Source organism: Nitrobacter sp. TKz-YC02 (genome assembly GCF_049852135.1).
In the GTDB taxonomy this organism is placed as follows: domain Bacteria; phylum Pseudomonadota; class Alphaproteobacteria; order Rhizobiales; family Xanthobacteraceae; genus Nitrobacter; species Nitrobacter vulgaris.
Genome location: NZ_CP180728.1, coordinates 785,736 through 803,737, shown reverse-complemented (window position 1 = coordinate 803,737; position 18,002 = coordinate 785,736). Strand labels below are relative to the sequence as shown.

Below are 18,002 nucleotides of genomic sequence, written 5' to 3'. Positions count from 1 at the left end.
TCGAAGATGATGAATATAGAGAGCTTCATTCGAACCGAGTGGAGCTCAAATGTCTTTGCATCAAATTCTTGAAGTAGATCTCGCTAAGCTTCATCCCAGCCGCCGCAATGCGCGCGTGCACTCAAACAAGCAAGTCGAGCAGATCGCGGCCGCTATCCGCCGTTTCGGATGGACCTATCCGATTCTTGTAGACGAGCACGGCAATATCCTTTGCGGCGCCGGCCGTTGGCTGGCCGCGCAAAAGATGGGGCTCAAGAAGGCGCCAGTCATTACGCTCCTGCACTTGAGCGATACCGAAAAGCGCGCCTTGATGTTGGCGGACAACAAGATCGCCGCCAATGCAGGCTGGGATCGCAAAATCCTCGCCAAGGAGCTTGGGGAGCTTTCTAGTCTTCTTCCCGAGATCAATCTGGATATCGAAATAACAGGGTTTTCAGCGGCCGAGATCGAACCGTTGCTCGTTGATCTAATCGACGGTGAATGCGACCCAGCCGATGACGCTCCGCCTTTAGCTAAAGAAGCCGTCGCGCGCAAAGGCGACATTTGGCTACTCGGCGACCACCGCCTCATCTGCGCGGATGCCTGTAGTCGCAAGGCATACCGAGCGCTCATGAAGGGTAGTTTGGCTTCCGTGGCGATACCCGATCAACCCTACAACGATTCGATAGCCAAGATTGTCGGCCGAGGGAAGACGAAGCACCGGGAATTTGTCCACGCTTCTGGCGAGCTCTCGCCCGAGCAATTTGTGAGCTTCCAACGAAAATGGATGGAGCTGTGCTCTGAGTTTTCCAAGCCTGGCTCAATTCATTTCGTCTTCATCGACTGGCGCCATCTTACGGAGGCCCTAACGGCGGGTCACGCTGTCTATAGCGAACTCAAGAATGTCGTCGTCTGGAGCAAAACCAATGCCGGACAAGGCAGCTTCTATCGCTCACAGCATGAGCTCATTCTTGTTTTCAAGAGCGGTGATGCTCCGCACCGGAACAATGTCGAATTGGGTCGCCACGGCCGCAATCGTTCAAATGTCTGGACCTATGCCGGGGTCAACACCTTCCGTGCCGGACGAATGGACGATTTATCGGTCCATCCAACCGTCAAGCCGATCGCAATGGTGGTGGATGCGATCAAGGATTGTTCGCGTCGCGGCGACATTGTCCTCGATCCCTTCATGGGGTCAGGAACGACAATTCTTGCTGCCGAACGGGTTGGCCGACGCGCGTTCGGCATTGAGATCGATCCGCTCTATGTCGACGTCGCAATCCGTCGATGGCAGCAATTTACCGGGCGAGACGCAATCCTCGAAACCAGCGGCTTAACATTTCACGAGATGGGGGCTGAACGATCCACCGATGGAGGTGGCATATGAGTAAGCGCGGCGACGACAGTTCTAAACGGCCGGGGTCTCCGACCAAAAATCGTCGGTCAGTGGTACGCGAGCGCATCCTACGCAAGCCCAAAAATCCTGAGGTCGGTTACGGCCGCCCGCCGCCTGAGCACCAGTTCAAGCCAGGTCAAAGTGGCAACCCAAAAGGCCGACCGAAAGGACGAAAAAGCGAAGCGAAGATGCTCGATGAAGTCCTCCAACGCAAGGTTGCGATAAGGGAGGCACAGGGTAGGCGCAAGACGTTCTAGAGGCAATCCTGCACCGCTTCGCTGAGGACTCTCTCAAAGGCAACACGAAGAGCGCTGCATTCTTATTGGGTCGCTATGCAGCGGCAACTGCCATCGGCCAAGATGCGCCAGAACTCAGCGCGGACGACAAGGCCGTCATGGATGATTTCCTGACGGACTTCCTCGCAACAAACGGAGGGAAGAATACAAACGGAGGGCAAAGCGGTGAATGATATTGAAATCTTCAACGCAATCCTACGGAGCGACTTGGTCAGCTTCGTGCATCGTTCGTTTCGAACATTAAACCCGGGATCGACCTTTGTTCCGAACTACCACATCAACGCGATAGCTTATCAGCTTGAGCGGATCCGACGCGGCGAGATCAATCGGCTCATCATCAATCTGCCGCCTCGCTATCTCAAATCGGTCATTACGTCTGTGGCTTTTCCCGCTTTTCTTCTGGGCCAAGATCCAAGACGGCGGATCATTTGTTTAAGTTATGGTGCGGAATTGGCCGCAAAGCATGCGGCCGACTGTCGGGCCATCATAATGTCGGACTGGTTTCGCAGAGCGTTCCCGCAAATGATCGTGTCGCGAACGGCTGACTCCCACATCTACACCTCCAAACATGGCTTTCGTAAAACCAGCTCGGTCGGAGGCGCCCTCACCGGCTTAGGAGGCGACCTGTTTATTATTGATGACCCTCAGAAGCCTGTGGATGCCCAATCTCAGCCTTTACGAGATCAAATGAACCAGTGGTTCTCCAATACGCTGATATCTCGCCTGGATAATAAGGAGAAGAGCGCCATCATTGTTGTGATGCAGCGTGTCCATCTAGGCGACCTGACCGGATATCTCACCGAGACATCCGATCGATGGACTGTTCTCAGTCTCCCGGCCATCGCTGAAGTCGACGAACGCATTCAAATCGGGGACTCGAAATTCCACGACCGCCGCGCGGGTGAAGCGCTGCACGAGGGTTATGAATCGTTGGCCACTTTGGAGAAGCTACGGCTCGAGATGGGGACGGAAGCGTTCAGTGCGCAGGAGCAACAAGCCCCTGTCCCGCCAGGCGGGGCGATGATCCAGCGGCGATGGCTTCGTTATCACGACATTCCTCCCGAACGTTCGAGCAGCGCACGGATTATCCAGAGTTGGGATTGCGCGAGCAAGGAAGGCGCGCAGAACAGCTGGTCGGTTTGCGAAACGTTGCTCCATGATCATGGCAATTACTATCTGTTGGATGTGGTGCGAGGTCGTTTCGATTATCCGAAGCTGCGCCAGACGGCGTTTGCGTTAGCCGAAAGATATAATCCGACGGTGGTTCTGATCGAGGATGCGTCTGCTGGCATCGCGCTCGCTCAGGAGCTTCGACAGGCGGGCCGCTTCCGTGTCCGATCCATTCCGGTCGATCGCGACAAGGTCACGCGCCTGTACGTCCAGGCGGCCAAGTTTGAAGCCGGCCGCGTTTACTTCCCCAAGCACGCACCCTTCCTGGCTGACCTCGAGACAGAGTTGCTGACGTTTCCGCAAGGAAAGCACGATGATCAGGTCGACAGCTTGACGCAGGCGCTCGCGTTCGACGACTATGGATATGATGAGACGCTTTCCTGGGTGGGATAATAAACCCATCCGTAATGTTGCCGATCGGCGCGTCGCGGACCACAGGATCAGATCCTGATCCCGCGGTTCCCTTCGCCCGCCATTCGTTGGGACACCTCAGCGCAACAGCCGTTGGGTCCTCGGAATCCTCGATCACATCGTGATCCAGCGTCCCCGATCTTCGCCACAAGATTATCCGGTATCCGCTCGACTTTGCGTGGCGGCAGAGCGGTAGTGGATCGAACTTTGACGGAGGGCCCGATGGAGCGCGCCAGTATCGAACCAGCGATCAAACTCATCATTGCCGAGATTCATATCCGCCTGAGCGAAGCGACACGCATTGCCAAGGCCGCCGAGGCCTGTGTCCAGAACGGCGCAATTGGTGAGGGTGTTGAGGTCTCAATGGATATCGAGCAGCTCATTTATGAAGCCGGGCGCTTGCAGGATGCTGCATCACTTCTGAACCGCCTGAGCCGAGAGCAATGCTAGTTCGGCTCCGCAAGGTTTCCTCTGGGCCTCGCACATTGCGGGGCTTGGGTCAGTGGCATCGCCTAATAGTGCCGATGACACAGAGGAGATCAATATGTCTTCCAGTCAGCGCAATCCGAAAGCGAGGAACGCGCCCAAGGCTCGTTCGAGCCGCGCCAATCCGCGAAAACGCAAAGCGAGCTCGAAGTCCAAATCGGTGAAAGCGTCTGTGGCCGCCAGCCGAAACCGCTCCACCCCATCAAAGCAGGACGCGATACTTGTCCTGCTCCAGCGTCCCAAAGGCGCGACTCTCCCAGAGATCACCGAGGCGACCGGTTGGCAGCCGCACTCAGTCCGCGGCTTTCTGTCCGGCGTCGTCAAGAAGAAGCTCAAACTTAAGGTCGAGTCGCGGAAGGACGGCCGTGATCGGACCTATCGCATCAAGGGACGGACCTCATCATGATCCGACCGGTACGCCCTGTCGGTAGCGATCGGATTGTCGAAGCCGAACTGGCTAAACTCCCAGTGATGCCGATTGCAAACTTGAGAATGCGGTATCGCGAGCTGTTTCGGTCCGATCCGCCAAAAGCCTTCGGTCCGGACCTGCTCCGCCGCTCAATCGCGCAGCGGATTCAGGAGCGCGCTTATGGCGGTCTGTCCAAGGACAGCAGCCGGTTGTTGAGGCAGATGATCAAGGCGGCGAGGAACAAACCGAACGGCAAGCTGGAACTGCCCCGCAGGATCAAGGCCGGCTCGGAGCTGGTGCGAACCTGGCAGGGCACGACCTACCGGGTGAAAGTCACCGCGGATGGTTTTTCTTTTGAAGGACAGACCTACGCCAGCCTGTCGGAGATCGCCACGAAGATTGCGGGCACCAGATGGAATGGGCCGCGGTTTTTTGGATTGCGGACGTCGAAGGCGCCATCGGATTCGGAGGATGAGCCGAGTGCCGAGTGAACGCCGAGGCGTCCTGCGCTGCGCCATCTACACCCGCAAATCCACCGAGCATGGGCTTGATCAGGAGTTCAACTCGCTCGACGCCCAGCGAGAAGCCTGCGAGGCTTATATAAAGAGTCAGGCCTCGCAGGGCTGGCGTGCCCTTCCCGCCCGCTATGATGATCCTGCCTATTCCGGTGGCAATCTTGATCGTCCTGCCCTGAAACGCCTCCTTGCCGATATAGAGGCCGGCAAGGTCGACGTGATCGTGGTCTACAAGATCGACCGCCTGACCCGGTCGCTGGCTGATTTTGCCAAGCTGGTCGAAACTTTTGACGCCCGTTCGATCTCGTTTGTCGCGGTCACCCAGCAATTCAATACCACGACCTCGATGGGCCGCCTGACCCTGAATGTGCTGTTGTCTTTTGCCCAATTCGAACGGGAGCTCGCATCCGAACGAGTCAAGGACAAGATCGCCGCCTCCCGCAAGAAGGGCAAATGGACCGGCGGCACGGTGCCGCTTGGTTATGAGCTCAAGGACAGGAAGCTCGCCATTAACAAGACCGAGGCACAAACCGTCCGGACTATCTTCAAGCTTTATCTGCAGACAGGGTCACTCAACAAATTGATCCCCGAACTCGACAAGCGAAAGATCGTCACCAAGCGGCGCAACACCAAGGTCAAGAAATACCAGGGCGGCATCCCCTTCACCTATGGCCCCCTCGCCTATCTCCTGAACAACCGCATCTATCTCGGCGAAATCCATCACGGCGGCAAATGGTTCAAGGGCGAGCATCCGCCGATCCTGGACCGCACCACTTTCAACCGCGTCCATGACCAGCTCAAATCGAACACCATCGATCGACCGAAAGGCCAGTCGGCGAACGACGCGCCTCTGACCGGCAAACTGTTCGACGACCGCGGCAACCGGATGGGCCCGAGCTTCACCCGGAAAAACGGCGTCCGATACCGCTTCTACGTCAGCACGGCCTTACGTGGCCGGAAGCATCTCGCCGGATCAGTCAAAAGAGTGCCGGCAACCGAGATCGAGCAACTGATCGAGCAGGCTATTCGGAAGCAGCTCAACCTCGCCCATGCCGCTCCATCCGACATTTTCGACAGCATCGACCGCGCCGTCATCAACGCCAAACACATCCGGGTCATGATGAAGCCGGCATACACCGCACGGCCGATCGAGATTCCCTGGAAAGCAGTGAAAGCCAATGCCGTCACAGTCATCGATACCACGGATCAGATCAAATCCGATCCCAAGCTTCTCCAGGCGATTGTCCGCTCCCATGCCTGGCTCCACCATCTCACCTCAGGACGATACGATTCGATCGAGGCACTCGCCGAAGACGTCAAACTCCATCCCAAAATTATTCGCCAGCAAATTCGGCTCGCGTTCCTGGCGCCGGCAATCACGGAAGCGGTACTCGCGGAGAAAGCTGGAGGAGCGTTGACTCTACGGTCAATTCTGAAAATGCTGCCAATTTCATGGGCGGAGCAACAGAAAGCGATAGGAGAATAAGCTGTGACCACTGGCCTGGATGTCGGCTTCGAGGCCAAAGCGATCTTGCCGCCAGATCGCGCAATGGCGAGTTTGGGGCCGTAACCCGACCGTCCGCTTACAGTCGACGTCGGCAGCAAGCTGCCGTTGAGCTCGCCTCCGTCGCTTCAGCAATAATAGAAAATCGGTTGACCCACCTTCTGGATCTTGAAACCGGCATCCTTCCACACCTCCAAGGGTAAGTGATAACCGGGGGTGACATAGTCGATCTTATCGATCGGATCGATCCGGGCACGATTCACTGGTAAATAATCTTCATCACTAGCGCACTTGCTGATTGAAGATGCGATTTGACGTCAGGTCCTTAGATGAAGGCCCCGAATGACTCGATGTTCCTTCAGCTGGTGAATAATACTCCTTGAAGTCATCGTGGTTGCGTAAGGCTTCCGGCCGGTATGGTCCTACGTTAGCGCATTGGGTCACCTTAGGCAGGTTGGCGCGGGTCTTCACGGTCGGATCGACCGGCGCGTCGTGCGTCATTTCTCGTACCTTCGTCTCCCAGTTCTTGCCGGCGATGTAGCGCTGCAGCCAGCCCCACTTCGGTAGTTTCGCTGCGAGGGCATCTAGCGTATCACGCATGCCGGCGACCTCGCAGTGCTGCACGCCGTCCGCCGCAGGGAAGATGTTGAGTGCAGGACCGGCTTCGCCCGTAAGCGGAATTTTCGCGCCGTTGACGAATATCGGGCCCGTCTTGAGTCCGTCGGGCACGAAGATCGCCTGTTCGCACATCCAATGCAGGGAGACGTCCGAGAGCCGCGACTCAGGCTCTGGATAGGATCCGCCGATGTCCGAATGGTTGCCGGCGAACCAGAGTTGGATGAGGCGGGGAACGCCCGGCGTCGGCGCATGGACTGGCGGTTCCGTACCGCCCCAGCCTACGCGATCAAAATCCTTTCGGGTTTCGTCGATAGCATTAGCGGATCGCGCGAACCGAACGTGCTTGCTGAGAAGCCTATCGAAGTATTTTCCCGTCCATTCAGCGTCGTGCGAGCGCGGCGGGTCCCCCTTGTTTGGAAAGTCGTAGATGGTCTTGCGGTTGACGGTCCGCTGTTTCTTTAGAAACCACATTACTGCGGCCAGCATCGCTATATGTGTCACTGCCCATGCCGGCACGATGAACCCCCACAGCAGCCCGGCATCAGAGACGATGGACGTGATCACACCGACGACAGCAGCTGGGACCAGAGCAGCAACGAAGGCTGCAGCGGCTACGCCAGCCGTCAGTCCCGCCTGGATAGCGAGGCGCCTAGTGCCGCTGGCGCCCAGTGCAGCCACAGTGTCGAACACGCCGATGAAGTATGCAGCGGCGTTTGCATCGAAACCATCGCCAGATCCGTACTTGATCTGGAATCGCCTGGCTAATTCCAGCCGTTCGGCCTCAAATTCCTCCCGCGGATGACCAGCGCCGTGTTCGAGCACGGTGTCGACAGCTTCCCATGCGATGTCCTTGACTGCCTTGCGATACCGCATCAGCGGGCCGCCCGGAGTTTTCGTCGGTATTCCGCAGAGCATCAGCAGGTTCGCTAGGCTGCGAACGGTGTAGGCACCGCGGCTGAAACCGAACAGAAAGATGCGGTCGCCTTCTTCGTAGTGGTTGACGACGAATTCGTAGCAGTCGGCGATGTTGCGCTTGATTCCGTCGCCGGTAACTGACCCAAGCAACTTCTGGACGAAACGGACCGGAGCCGTGAAGGCAGTGACGCCGACGTCGGTGCCGAGGCCGGCGTCGTAGAATACGACCTGTTGCGACGGATCGATGCCAGTGTCGGCGTGGTCGCGCGAAATGCGATACATCTTGTAGATGTTGCTGATCCGCTGTTCCGGACGCGCGCCGCCGTCCTGACCGGTGCCGTCCGAGAACACCACGATGTTCTTGCTCATATCCGCTCCCGGTTGTCAGCACTTCGGTCATGCGAGAAAGCGTCGGATTTTTCCGGCGCGACATGGGTGGTCAACCGTCTGAGATTTTCCAGCAGACGATGTCGAGCTTCTTCGTCGGAGACACTCCAGAGTTTCGCGAGCGCTTTCTCTGCCGCCTCTACGTCCCAAGGAAAAAGTGGACGTCCGTCGATCCGGGCGAAGGGGCCGTCCGATTCCGTGAGTATCCGATCGGGTGGCATGATAGCGGTCATTGCTCGACCCTTTTCGCCAGCGAGCATCGCCGGCCCCACGCTGAACCAGCATCCTTGATCAATGGCTCGCTGGAGCTCTCGCCGTGTTCCAGAGAACCAGTGCAGGATGGCCGCGCCCGCTTCGCTTCTTGCGGCCAGGCTATCGAGGACCGGCGTTGCAGCACGTCGACTGTGGATCGACATGACCCGGCCGCCGGCGGTGCTGCACATTCGCAGGATCTCGTCGAACACCCGCCGCTGCACGTCCCATGTCCCCTTCAGTTCGGGACCGCCATCCAGACCGATCTCTCCCACGTATTTTGTGCACGGAAGCAATTCCTCGAAGAGCGGTAGCTCGCTCTGGCGCTCGTGTGCGATCTGTGGATGCAAGCCTAATGCGGTCCGGATGCGCGCGGCGTCTTTAGCGAGCGCGGCGGTACCCGACCAGGCGGAAGGCGTGGTCGTCACGGATAGGACGAAAAGGTTGCGCTCGACGCATTCCTTCGTCATCGCGATCGGATCGGGGTAGAGGTCGATATGGACGTGAAGGTCGATCACTTGACACCGTACTTAACGTGCAACGCGCCGAGCTCGCCGAGTCCGCGGCGCAGCATCTCATTGAGTGCGGCGCGCTCCTGGATTTGCGGCCAGCAAAGCGCGCTGCCGAGCCATTCGTCGAAGCCGTCACCCTTCGCGGCGGCCAGCGCCATGCCGACCGATCGCACGTCGTCAAAGCCGGCATGATCGGAGTCGTCGCGACCGAGCGCCTCGAAAACGTATTCGGTGGTGTCCTGCACTCCCCAAGCCAGGAACGCTGCCCTTCTCACCTGGCAGGGAACGCAGCGTCCGCAATGCCGATAGTTATATCGTTGGAAGCGGCCGCAACTCGTAGAGCCCGCCGCGAACGCTTGCAGCAGTGGCTGATCGGCGCATTTCTTGAGCATCTCACCCTTCGTCTTGGTGGCGTAGGGAGTACGTATCTCGACGCGAAGACCGGCGGCTTCAAGGACGTCTTGGAATTGCGCCAGGAAGTACGGATGCGCGGTACGCGTGCTCAGGCTACCGAGGCGGCTTCCCGTCAGCGGCGGATTGATGGCTATGAAGCCGTTTTCGCAGACGTAGAGGGGGACCATTGCGCCGGCGTGGTAGGAAGCAAGCGCCGAGGCGACGAGAACGCCGAAGGAAAGGAAGATGATGGAGCGTGCCCGCTGGGTGGTGTCGTCCGTTACGGGGACCTTGGCATTATCGTTGAATTGAAAGTGCCTTAATCCACCGCCGATCGACGCTGCGAAATTGACCTGCTTTGCCCCGTCGCCCCGAACGGTCTTGCTGATCGCGACGGGGCGGCTTCCCTGCGCGGCGAGGTCGATGGCGCCGCTAAGGCTGTCCAGTCCTCCCGACAGAAGCACGACGCTGTTTTCGGGCGGTACGAATACTTGTGCAGGGGGTTGAGGTGCCGCGCCGCCGGCGATGAAACGGAATACCCATCTGTCCGTCGTGAGGAATCCCAACATCCCCGTGAGCATGCCGGCTGCCGCGTTCCAGAACACCGGATCGGAAACTGCGATCTCCATCTCGAACTCGCGAGTCCAGCCGTCGGGACTTTCTTTTCGTTGGCCTGCCGCGTCGGCAGCCATGACCGACATCGCGATCGACAGGAGATCCCAGGCTCTTAGCGCTGGCGCCAGCCGTTCTTTGCGGATCACGTTGCGCACGGCGGCGCCAGCGCTTCCGCGTTCGTCCGCTCCGGCCTGGCCGTATAGCATGATCCTTATCGCGCCAGCCTCGTTCAAGCGGCCGACCGCTGGTGGTGCGCACAGCAGCCTCATTCTTCGTATCCTTCGAAGACTTCGAAGGTCTCGCGTAGGGCAGCTTGCACGACACGAGCGATGCGGCCGGCCGTCAAGGTCCTGCCCTGGTCCCTCAACTTGCGGAAGGATGCAGCGACCGTTTCGGCTATATATGAGCGCATCTGTTTCAAGCGAGCCAACGCAACGGTCGCGGTCGGAGCCTTCTCAAGCAGATGCTTTCCGACGTCGAGCTCGAACCGTCTCGCCACGTCGATTGCGGTGAACTTTTCGATGACAAACTCTCGCTCCGCGTCGGACAGGTTAAGCAGGTCGGCATCCGGATATTGGGTTAACAGTTTTGACATCGCGTCGTGCATCGCGGCGCGTTCCGCTTCAGAGTCCTGCGTGCCATCGACGGGCCTTACCGCTTCGATGATCGCATTCGCGATTTCCTCGGTCGATCGCCCTGCGAGCGCCGCCACATCGACCGGTGCATCCGCCGCACCGCTTGCAGTTGAGTAGAACGCGTGGCCGAACGAACCGGCGGTTTCGGCGGTGCCGCCGAACCGCTGGGTTGCGGTGTTAGATCCGCCGTAGCCACTCCGGACGTAGTGTCCGAGGCTGCGTCTCAGATCGCCGCTATCGCCTGATCTCGCGAAATTTCCCAAGCTAGTGCGAACACCGCCGAATCTTCCCTCGGGCGCGATCGGCGGAGCCTGAAGACCGGGAGGGGCCACGTCCCCCTCGGAGGGGGTATCCTCCGGTGTGGCATCGGGTTCTTCGGCCGGCGGCACGGGATCCTGAGGCGCAGCCGGCGTCCATGGGGGCACCATGGGTACGCCGGAGCCCGGTCCATCGCTAGACTGCGACGTGCCCATTTTCCCTCGCTTGCTTGATCGCGTTCTTGACCGGTTTCGATATTCCTACCGCGGAAATCCACGTATCTAGAACTGTCCCTGACCAGGTGCGGTCACGGATCTTCGGAACGATGCTCGGTTGAATTTGCTGCGAGGGCCGATCCGCCAGGAAGGCGGCGACACGGGGACCTTGAACCGGATCCGCATCCGCAAGTGCGATGCAAGCGTTGAGTATCGGTGGAGCGCCCCATTCCTGTTCCTTCCTGGCGCGCTCCAACAGCCGATCCATCATCACCGTGGTTTCGATGCGAGCGACACGGGTGAGCCTGTCCTTCAGGCTATTCGCTACCTCCGGATGGTCGAGGAGCGCGGAAAGCAATTCGGCAGCGTCGGATGACAGCCGATCTTCGGGAGTGATGAGCGGGGCATGCTCGCGGCTGACGTAGAGCGCGCCGCGAAGGTCGGTGTCGTACAGGGGTGGCGAGAGTGCCAGCCACTCCTTCACGAAGTCGCCCGTCCACGGCGCCTTCATCTCCAGTTCACGCCCGGCCGTTGCGTCTTCTTCCCACTCCTTAAGGAATGCTGGCTTTCCCTCGGTGTCGGCACTGACGTGCTTGACCAGGTCGGCGTAGGCGGCAGTGTCGCCAATGCGCTCGAACAGCAGGAGCTTGGCGAGCACGGCCTCGTCCACGCTGACGCCCTGCGCCTTCGAGATCGTCATGCGGATAGAAAGCGCATTCAGGAAGCGCTTGATCAGGCGTGGATTGCCAAGGATGCCGGAGGCGGTGGTCATGAGCGAGGCGAGCCGTTCGGCCGTGTCGAACTGGCCCACCAGGGGCCCGGGCAGCTTCACGCCCAGAGACTGGACAAAGGCACGATCGACCTTCTTTCCCTGCCAAGTCTGCCTGAGTTGGGCGATCATGGCTGAGCGGATCTTTTCCTTGTCGCCTTCGGAGAGTTCGCTGTTGTCCACGAACAACAGCATCATGTACGCACGGACCTCCTGGGTGCCGAGCTGTGGCACCCGGATCGGAACCTGGATAAGCTTGTCGAAATAGTTGGTGACGAGCAAGTCGTCGCTGACGCCGACGAAGTGCTTCCGCACGGCGTGCTTAATCATGTCATTGTCTGCGGCGATGACGAAGGCGGTGTTCTTCAGGAAGAGGAACAGGCGGATCGCTTCCAGCGTCGAGATTGTGGTCTCGGGCAGGCATCGGTCGAGATCGTCGATCAGCACGACAAGCGTGATCCCGAGCTCTTCGAGCGTCTGCTCGAAGGTGTCGCGCAACACCTGGATTTCCTTCGGCGGCGACGTTTCCTCTTTCGGATTTAGGAGACCGCTGCCTTCCTTCGCCGCATCCGACGCCGCTTGTTTTGCAGGATCGATGATTTCCTTGCCGAGCCCTTCGTTCCAGATCTGTTTTCCGACGCCGACCAGTTCGCCAATCGCGCCGGCGGGCGGGACGCCGAAATACATTGAGACCGTTGATGTCGCTGCAAGTTTTGCGGCGCGTAGCCATTTGATCCGCTTTGCGAGCGACTTGACTTTGTCGATCGCCGTTTCGCGGGTTTCGGCTTCCTCTTCGAGCTTGGCCGCGATCACGTCCATGAGCGCGGCGCGGGCGTCGTCGTAACCTTGGTAGAGCCACGCATTGAACTCCACAAAAACGTACTTGTTGGCTCCGTCCTTCTTTTCGCGCGCCGCGACGGCGGATCGCGTGAGCTTGATCATCGAGGACTTTCCGATGCCCCACGCTCCCGAAACTCCGATGGAGATCGGGCGGCTCCGCGCCTGGACGATGATTTCCGCGACGGTGTCAGCGACGCCAGAAAAGTTCAGGAAGTCGCGTTCGGTTTCGTTGTCGGGCCACATTGGTGATCTCGCTGTTTGCGGAGGCACTGGTTGCAGAGTGCTGCGCTTGGTACCTCATACGTTCGAGAGATTGCAGCCACGAGCACCGTCATGTGTGTCAGGGTTGATTCATGGTTCGTTCGTTGCGCCATTTGGGGGCGAGCAGAAGCTCGCCCCCAAATATCTCCTGTTTTTCACTCAGCGCCGCAGCGTCGAACTAGGGACCTACTTTGCCCCGATTAGGGGACCAACTTATAGGGGACCAACTTTGCCCACGGCTGCACTGACTAGCTTTTGTTAATTCCGTACCATTCTCTTATGCGCCGTTGACACGTGGCAGAGCAATCTTTCTAGGCTCCACTGCGTCCCAACCCAACCGGTCGCGACCGAACTGTTCTCCAACCTGGATCTCGTCAAAACGGGAATATTTTCAGCGGAAGCTGGAGACTTTCAGCAAAAATTGCCTAGAAAAGAGCCTAGGTTGACGTTGGAAGCACACAGCTCCACGCCAAAAGCGCGCTAATATCGGGCCTTTTCGCTAACCCTCCCGAGTTTTTCGAAAACATCGGACTGCATGGCTGGGGCGGGAGGGATCGAACCTCCGAATGGGGGAATCAAAATCCCCTGCCTTACCGCTTGGCTACGCCCCAACGGCCCGAAAATGCACGGAACATAGTCTCGCAGACTTTCTCGAGCCCCGCCGGTCTACAGACAGTGCCCTGTCTTTTCAACCGGCCGGCGACGCCTGAAAAGGTTGGACCCCATTTCAAACCCGCCTTCCCGTCAACGCGGGAAATGTCCAGCCAGGCTGGGGCTCGCCCTTGAAGGCGGGCCGCATCCCGCCTTCCTGGAAAGGTTGAGAGCCGCGCGTTTTGGTGGAAAGACTGCTCGCGACTCATAATATGACAGGAGGCCGTCCCCTGTCAGGCCCTGCTCCCGAGGCACCGTTATGACCTATCGCGCTCCGATCAGCGACATGCTCCTTGCCCTCAACCACGGCGCCGGGCTGAAGGACGCGGTCGAGGCCGGCCATTACGGAAACTTCGATATTGAGATCACAGCCGCGATACTGGAGGAGGCGGGCCGGTTCGCGAGCGAGGTTTTGGCGCCGCTCAACCGCGCCGGAGACCAGCATGGCGCGAGGCTGGACGATGGGCACGTGACAACCGCGCCCGGCTGGGCCGACGCCTACCGGCGCTGGACGGCGGCGGGCTGGAACGCCGTCTCGGGGCCGGAGGATTTCGGCGGACAGGGGCTACCGCTTGCCATCAACGCCGCCTGTACCGAAATTTGGAGCGCGGCGAATATCGCCTTCGGCCTGTGTCCCCTGCTGACACTCAGCGCGATCGAAGCGCTCCACACCCATGGCAGCGACGCGCTGAAGACGATCTATCTCGAAAAACTAGTGTCCGGCGACTGGACCGGCACGATGCAACTGACCGAGCCGCAGGCGGGCTCGGATGTCGGCGCCCTGCGCAGCCGGGCCGAACGCGTCCCCGACGGTAGCTACCGCATCTTCGGCACCAAGATCTTCATCACATATGGCGACCACGACATGACCGAGAACATCGTGCATTTCGTGCTTGCGCGACTGCCCGATGCGCCCGCCGGCACCAAGGGAATCTCGCTGTTCCTGATTCCGAAATTCCTCGTCAGCGCCGACGGCTCGCTCGGCGCGCGAAACGACATCCACGTTAGCGGCCTCGAGCACAAGCTCGGTATCCACGCCTCACCGACCTGCACCATGACCATGGGCGATGACGGCGGCGCCGTCGGCTATCTGATTGGCGAGGAAAATCGCGGCATGCGGTGCATGTTCACGATGATGAATCAGGCCCGGCTCGCCGTCGGACTCGAGGGCGTCGGCATTGCGGAACGTGCTTACCAGCAGGCGCTAGCTTATGCGCGGGAGCGCAGACAGGGACGCGCCGTTGGCGCATCCGGCGACGGCATGGACGCCATTATCGTACATCCCGACGTCAGGCGTATGCTGATGCAGATGCGCGCCCTCACCGCCGCCGCCCGCTCCATCTGCTACGCCACCGCCGTCGCACTGGATGTCGCGGCGCGCGCGACCGATCCCGAGGTGCACGCGGCCGCCGCCACCCGCGGTGCACTTTTGACGCCGATCGCAAAGGCCTTTTCGACGGACATCGGCAACGAGGTCGCCTCGTTCGGCATTCAAGTTCACGGCGGCATGGGGTTCATTGAGGAGACCGGCGCAGCGCAGCATTATCGCGACGCGCGCATCACCTCGATTTACGAAGGCACCAACGGCATCCAGGCGATCGATCTGGTGACACGCAAGCTGGGGGCGGACGGCGGCGCTGCGGTGCGCGCTCTTCTCGACGAACTGTCCAAGATCGTCGCGCGCGTCGAAACCTCGAACGATCCCGCGTTCGGCACGACCGGTACGAGACTGCGCGATGCGCTTGGGTCGCTCGAACGCGCGAGCAATTGGATTCTGGAGCGGCTGACCTCCTCGCCAAACGATGCGCTGGCCGGCGCGACGCCGTATCTGCGGCTGTTCGGGTCGACGCTCGGCGGATGCAAACTCGCGGAAGAAGCTCTCGCAGCGCGCGATTCCAGCGAGGGGTTCGGCGACCCTTTGCGTTACGTTACGCTGGCGCGCTTCTTCGCTGAGAATGTCGCTGTGCAGGCTCCAGCGCTGGAGCGCACGGTGATCGACGGCGCGGAAGCCATCAACAGCGCCGAGGCAGTCTTGCTGGACTGAATTCCTGCGACACCGACAGGCTCGAACCCATGGGACATCTCCTGGTCAGCGACAATGACGCCATCCGCGTCATCACTCTGCAACGCCCCGAGAAGAAGAACGCGATCACCCGGGACATGTATCGCGCGATGAGCGGCGCCATCGACAGCGCGCAGAACGATCCGGTGATCCGCTGTATCGTCATCACCGGCAACTCCGGCGTGTTCACGGCAGGCAACGACCTCGACGATTTCCTAAAAGACGGCACTTCTGGCGGCGGCGATGAACGCGCTTCCGATGCGGTGAAATTCCTCTACTCGTTGGTGCAGAATACCAAGCCGCTGATCGCAGCGGTGGACGGTATCGCCGTCGGCATCGGCACCACCATGCTGTTCCATTGCGATTACGTTCTCGCCGGAAGCTCGGCGACGTTCTCGACTCCTTTCATCCATCTCGGTCTGGTTCCGGAAGGCGCATCCAGCCTGCTCGCGCCACAGTCGATCGGTTATCAGCGCGCCTTCGCCATGCTGGTGATGGGGCGCACACTCAACGCGAATGAGGCCCGCGAGGCGGGATTCGTCAATACCGTGGTCGCGCCGGGCGAAGCCGCGGCCGAGGCCGAAAAGATCGCCCGCGAAATCTGCACACTGCCGGCGGAAGCCGTCGCGCTTTCGCGCAAGCTTCTGAAACCGCCGCCGGAGGAGCTGACGCGCCGGATCGACCTGGAAAGCCGTCTGTTTGGGGAGCGGTTGCGCTCGGAGGAAGCGATCGCTGCATTCCAGGCGTTCTTCGCCCGCAAGAAGCGATGACGAGCGATAGCGAGATCCACGAGGCTCCCGCCTGTATGGAGGACGAAAGCGCAAGCCGCGGTTCGCCCTCGCTCTTGCCGCGCCAGCCATGGTACCATGAGGCGCCAACGCGCACTTTCGGAACCACGCCCAACCCGATACCATTGACTTTCGCTGCCCCGCGATGCCGACGTGGCGGCCAGGATACTGCATGACAACGCTGGTTCTCACGCATGCTGCCAGTTTCGGTCATCTGACGCCGCCCGGTCACCCGGAGCGGCCGGATCGGATTCGTGCCATCGAGGAGGTGCTGACCGGAGATCGCTTCAGGAATCTGACGCGCGGCGAGGCCCCCGAAGGATCGCTGGATTCAGTCGCTCTCTGCCACAACGAGCATTATATCGGAGAGCTCCGGCATCTCTCGCCGACAGATGGTCTGGTTTATCTCGACAGCGACACCTCAATGTCGCCGGGGACATGGGAGGCGGCGATGCGCGGCGTCGGCGGCGCGATCGCGGCGACAGAAGCCGTCATCGCCGGCGATGCGAGCAACGCGTTCGTCGCCACGCGTCCTCCCGGACATCATGCCGAGCCCGGTAGAGCGATGGGCTTCTGCTTATTCGACCAGGCAGCCATCGCGGCGAGACATGCCCAGCGCAAGCACGGGATCGACCGCGTGGCGGTGGTCGACTTCGACGTGCATCACGGTAACGGCACGCAGGACATTTTCTGGGCCGACCGATCGGTCATGTACTGCTCGACGCACCAGATGCCGCTGTTCCCGGGCAGCGGCGCCATCAGCGAACGCGGCGATCACGACACCATCGTCAATGCGCCGTTGGCGTCCGGCGACGGTGGAGCCAAATTTCGTTCCGCGTTCGACAACCTGATCCTTCCTCGGCTCGAGAAATTCGCGCCGGAACTCTTGGTCATCTCCGCGGGCTTTGACGCGCACAGTCGCGATCCATTGGCTAATCTCAATCTGTCCGCGAGCGATTTCGGATGGGTGACCCGCAAATTGATGGATATCGCTGACGCGACAGCAGGCGGCCGAATTGTTTCGGTGCTCGAGGGCGGCTATGATCTAAAAGGATTGCAGGATTCGGTGGCCGCGCATGTCGCCGCACTCATGGGTGCGTGACAATGTGCCGCGATATTCCCGAAAAACGTCATAATCCGCCCAAACAATCGAGTCGGAAAAACCCAGATGGCCGAAAATGCCCCTGCTGACGTGAAGACGCTTTCCTTCGAGCATGCCATCGAGGAACTCGAATCGATCGTCAAGCGCTTGGAGGACGGCAAGGTCGCGCTTGAGGAATCGGTTGCGATCTATGAGCGCGGAGAAGCGCTGAAACGGCGCTGCGAGGAGTTGTTGAGACGGGCAGAAGCAAGGGTAGAGAAAATTACCACGGATGCTTCCGGCCAGGTCACAGGCACCGAGCCGCTCGACGTACAGTGAAGCACCGCACGTCGCGGGAAGGGGGCGGATCGCTATGGCATGCTCTTCATATGGTCGGTCAAAAGGTCAGCGTTATTAAGAGGTATTAAAAACCCTTGAATGAATTGTCATTTTATTGTGGTCCCGCGAGGGCTTCCAAGGCTGCAACCTACGCTCCTCGACCACGTTAACATTTCAGTAGCCCGGTTCAGGAACTCTTGAACCTGCGGCAGAGTCACCTCTACTCGAGTGAAAGGGGGCCCCGT

The 18,002-nt window shown here is 59.8% G+C and carries 15 protein-coding genes, 1 tRNA gene and 1 pseudogene; 11 read left to right on the top strand and 6 right to left on the bottom strand.

Annotation, left to right across the window (positions count from 1 at the left end; translation table 11 throughout):
- The first annotated feature begins 49 nt into the window (after window positions 1-49).
- From ACM561_RS03735 to ACM561_RS03705, 7 genes and pseudogenes are all read left to right on the top strand, one after another.
- The gene (locus ACM561_RS03735) at window positions 50-1,366 is read left to right on the top strand and encodes a site-specific DNA-methyltransferase (RefSeq protein WP_425908144.1); all 1,317 of its coding nucleotides are present in this window, start codon (window positions 50-52) and stop codon (window positions 1,364-1,366) included.
- Window positions 1,363-1,844 (top strand): annotated as a pseudogene (locus tag ACM561_RS03730) (DUF5681 domain-containing protein). The gene ACM561_RS03735 and the pseudogene ACM561_RS03730 overlap by 4 nt, the downstream one beginning before the upstream one ends.
- A 514-nt stretch (window positions 1,845-2,358) precedes the next feature.
- A complete protein-coding gene (gene terL, locus ACM561_RS03725) occupies window positions 2,359-3,234 on the top strand; it encodes a phage terminase large subunit (protein ID WP_425908143.1) in 876 nt (291 codons plus the stop codon).
- Between the two features lie 240 nt (window positions 3,235-3,474).
- A complete protein-coding gene (locus tag ACM561_RS03720; protein ID WP_425908141.1) occupies window positions 3,475-3,702 on the top strand; it encodes a hypothetical protein in 228 nt (75 codons plus the stop codon).
- 94 nt (window positions 3,703-3,796) lie between these two features.
- Window positions 3,797-4,144, top strand: a complete 348-nt coding sequence (locus tag ACM561_RS03715) for a DUF3489 domain-containing protein (protein ID WP_425908139.1) — start codon at window positions 3,797-3,799, stop codon at window positions 4,142-4,144.
- Window positions 4,141-4,638 (top strand): DUF2924 domain-containing protein, encoded by a 498-nt coding sequence (locus ACM561_RS03710; protein ID WP_425908138.1) that lies wholly within the window; start codon window positions 4,141-4,143, stop codon window positions 4,636-4,638. Before ACM561_RS03715 ends, ACM561_RS03710 begins: the two co-directional genes overlap by 4 nt.
- Window positions 4,628-6,148: a recombinase family protein gene (locus ACM561_RS03705; RefSeq protein WP_425908136.1), complete on the top strand. Its 1,521-nt coding sequence runs from the start codon at window positions 4,628-4,630 to the stop codon at window positions 6,146-6,148. Before ACM561_RS03710 ends, ACM561_RS03705 begins: the two co-directional genes overlap by 11 nt.
- A 300-nt stretch (window positions 6,149-6,448) precedes the next feature.
- On the opposite strand, the gene ACM561_RS03700 is transcribed toward ACM561_RS03705, so the two are convergent.
- The 6 genes from ACM561_RS03700 to ACM561_RS03675 all read right to left on the bottom strand — a co-directional run bounded on the left by ACM561_RS03700 (window position 6,449) and on the right by ACM561_RS03675 (window position 13,447).
- Window positions 6,449-8,068 (bottom strand): phospholipase effector Tle1 domain-containing protein, encoded by a 1,620-nt coding sequence (locus tag ACM561_RS03700; RefSeq protein WP_425908134.1) that lies wholly within the window; start codon window positions 8,066-8,068, stop codon window positions 6,449-6,451.
- A complete protein-coding gene (gene qatD, locus ACM561_RS03695) occupies window positions 8,065-8,856 on the bottom strand; it encodes a Qat anti-phage system TatD family nuclease QatD (protein WP_425908132.1) in 792 nt (263 codons plus the stop codon). The genes ACM561_RS03700 and qatD overlap by 4 nt, the downstream gene beginning before the upstream one ends.
- On the bottom strand, window positions 8,853-10,127 hold the full coding sequence (gene qatC / locus ACM561_RS03690; protein ID WP_425908131.1) for a Qat anti-phage system QueC-like protein QatC: 1,275 nt from the start codon (window positions 10,125-10,127) through the stop codon (window positions 8,853-8,855). Before qatC ends, qatD begins: the two co-directional genes overlap by 4 nt.
- Window positions 10,124-10,921: a Qat anti-phage system associated protein QatB gene (qatB, locus tag ACM561_RS03685; RefSeq protein ID WP_425908129.1), complete on the bottom strand. Its 798-nt coding sequence runs from the start codon at window positions 10,919-10,921 to the stop codon at window positions 10,124-10,126. The genes qatC and qatB overlap by 4 nt, the downstream gene beginning before the upstream one ends.
- A 25-nt stretch (window positions 10,922-10,946) precedes the next feature.
- The gene (locus tag ACM561_RS03680) at window positions 10,947-12,818 is read right to left on the bottom strand and encodes a KAP family P-loop NTPase fold protein (RefSeq protein WP_425908127.1); all 1,872 of its coding nucleotides are present in this window, start codon (window positions 12,816-12,818) and stop codon (window positions 10,947-10,949) included.
- A 554-nt stretch (window positions 12,819-13,372) separates the two neighbouring features.
- Window positions 13,373-13,447, bottom strand: a tRNA-Gln gene (locus tag ACM561_RS03675).
- 299 nt (window positions 13,448-13,746) lie between these two features.
- On the opposite strand from ACM561_RS03675, the gene ACM561_RS03670 reads away from it, so the two are divergent.
- From ACM561_RS03670 to ACM561_RS03655, 4 genes are all read left to right on the top strand, one after another.
- Window positions 13,747-15,531 carry an acyl-CoA dehydrogenase family protein gene (locus ACM561_RS03670; RefSeq protein WP_425908125.1) on the top strand — a complete coding sequence of 595 codons (1,785 nt, stop codon included), beginning with the start codon at window positions 13,747-13,749 and terminating at the stop codon, window positions 15,529-15,531.
- A 29-nt stretch (window positions 15,532-15,560) separates the two neighbouring features.
- Window positions 15,561-16,319, top strand: a complete 759-nt coding sequence (locus ACM561_RS03665; RefSeq protein WP_425908124.1) for a crotonase/enoyl-CoA hydratase family protein — start codon at window positions 15,561-15,563, stop codon at window positions 16,317-16,319.
- Window positions 16,320-16,509: 190 nt separating this feature from the next.
- On the top strand, window positions 16,510-17,439 hold the full coding sequence (locus ACM561_RS03660) for a histone deacetylase family protein (protein ID WP_425908122.1): 930 nt from the start codon (window positions 16,510-16,512) through the stop codon (window positions 17,437-17,439).
- 66 nt (window positions 17,440-17,505) lie between these two features.
- Complete coding sequence (locus ACM561_RS03655; protein WP_425908121.1) at window positions 17,506-17,757, top strand: exodeoxyribonuclease VII small subunit; 252 nt, start codon at window positions 17,506-17,508, stop codon at window positions 17,755-17,757.
- The last annotated feature ends 245 nt before the right edge of the window (window positions 17,758-18,002 follow it).

Coding starts and splice junctions, on each gene's coding strand:
- ACM561_RS03735 (WP_425908144.1), top strand. CDS start 50: ATGTCTTTGCATCAAATTCTTGAAGTAGATCTCGCTAAGCTTCATCCC.
- qatC (WP_425908131.1), bottom strand. CDS start 10,127: ATGAGGCTGCTGTGCGCACCACCAGCGGTCGGCCGCTTGAACGAGGCT.
- ACM561_RS03655 (WP_425908121.1), top strand. CDS start 17,506: ATGGCCGAAAATGCCCCTGCTGACGTGAAGACGCTTTCCTTCGAGCAT.
- ACM561_RS03700 (WP_425908134.1), bottom strand. CDS start 8,068: ATGAGCAAGAACATCGTGGTGTTCTCGGACGGCACCGGTCAGGACGGC.
- ACM561_RS03680 (WP_425908127.1), bottom strand. CDS start 12,818: ATGTGGCCCGACAACGAAACCGAACGCGACTTCCTGAACTTTTCTGGC.
- terL (WP_425908143.1), top strand. CDS start 2,359: ATGAACCAGTGGTTCTCCAATACGCTGATATCTCGCCTGGATAATAAG.
- ACM561_RS03720 (WP_425908141.1), top strand. CDS start 3,475: ATGGAGCGCGCCAGTATCGAACCAGCGATCAAACTCATCATTGCCGAG.
- ACM561_RS03710 (WP_425908138.1), top strand. CDS start 4,141: ATGATCCGACCGGTACGCCCTGTCGGTAGCGATCGGATTGTCGAAGCC.
- ACM561_RS03660 (WP_425908122.1), top strand. CDS start 16,510: ATGACAACGCTGGTTCTCACGCATGCTGCCAGTTTCGGTCATCTGACG.
- ACM561_RS03665 (WP_425908124.1), top strand. CDS start 15,561: ATGGGACATCTCCTGGTCAGCGACAATGACGCCATCCGCGTCATCACT.
- qatB (WP_425908129.1), bottom strand. CDS start 10,921: ATGGTGCCCCCATGGACGCCGGCTGCGCCTCAGGATCCCGTGCCGCCG.
- ACM561_RS03670 (WP_425908125.1), top strand. CDS start 13,747: ATGACCTATCGCGCTCCGATCAGCGACATGCTCCTTGCCCTCAACCAC.
- ACM561_RS03715 (WP_425908139.1), top strand. CDS start 3,797: ATGTCTTCCAGTCAGCGCAATCCGAAAGCGAGGAACGCGCCCAAGGCT.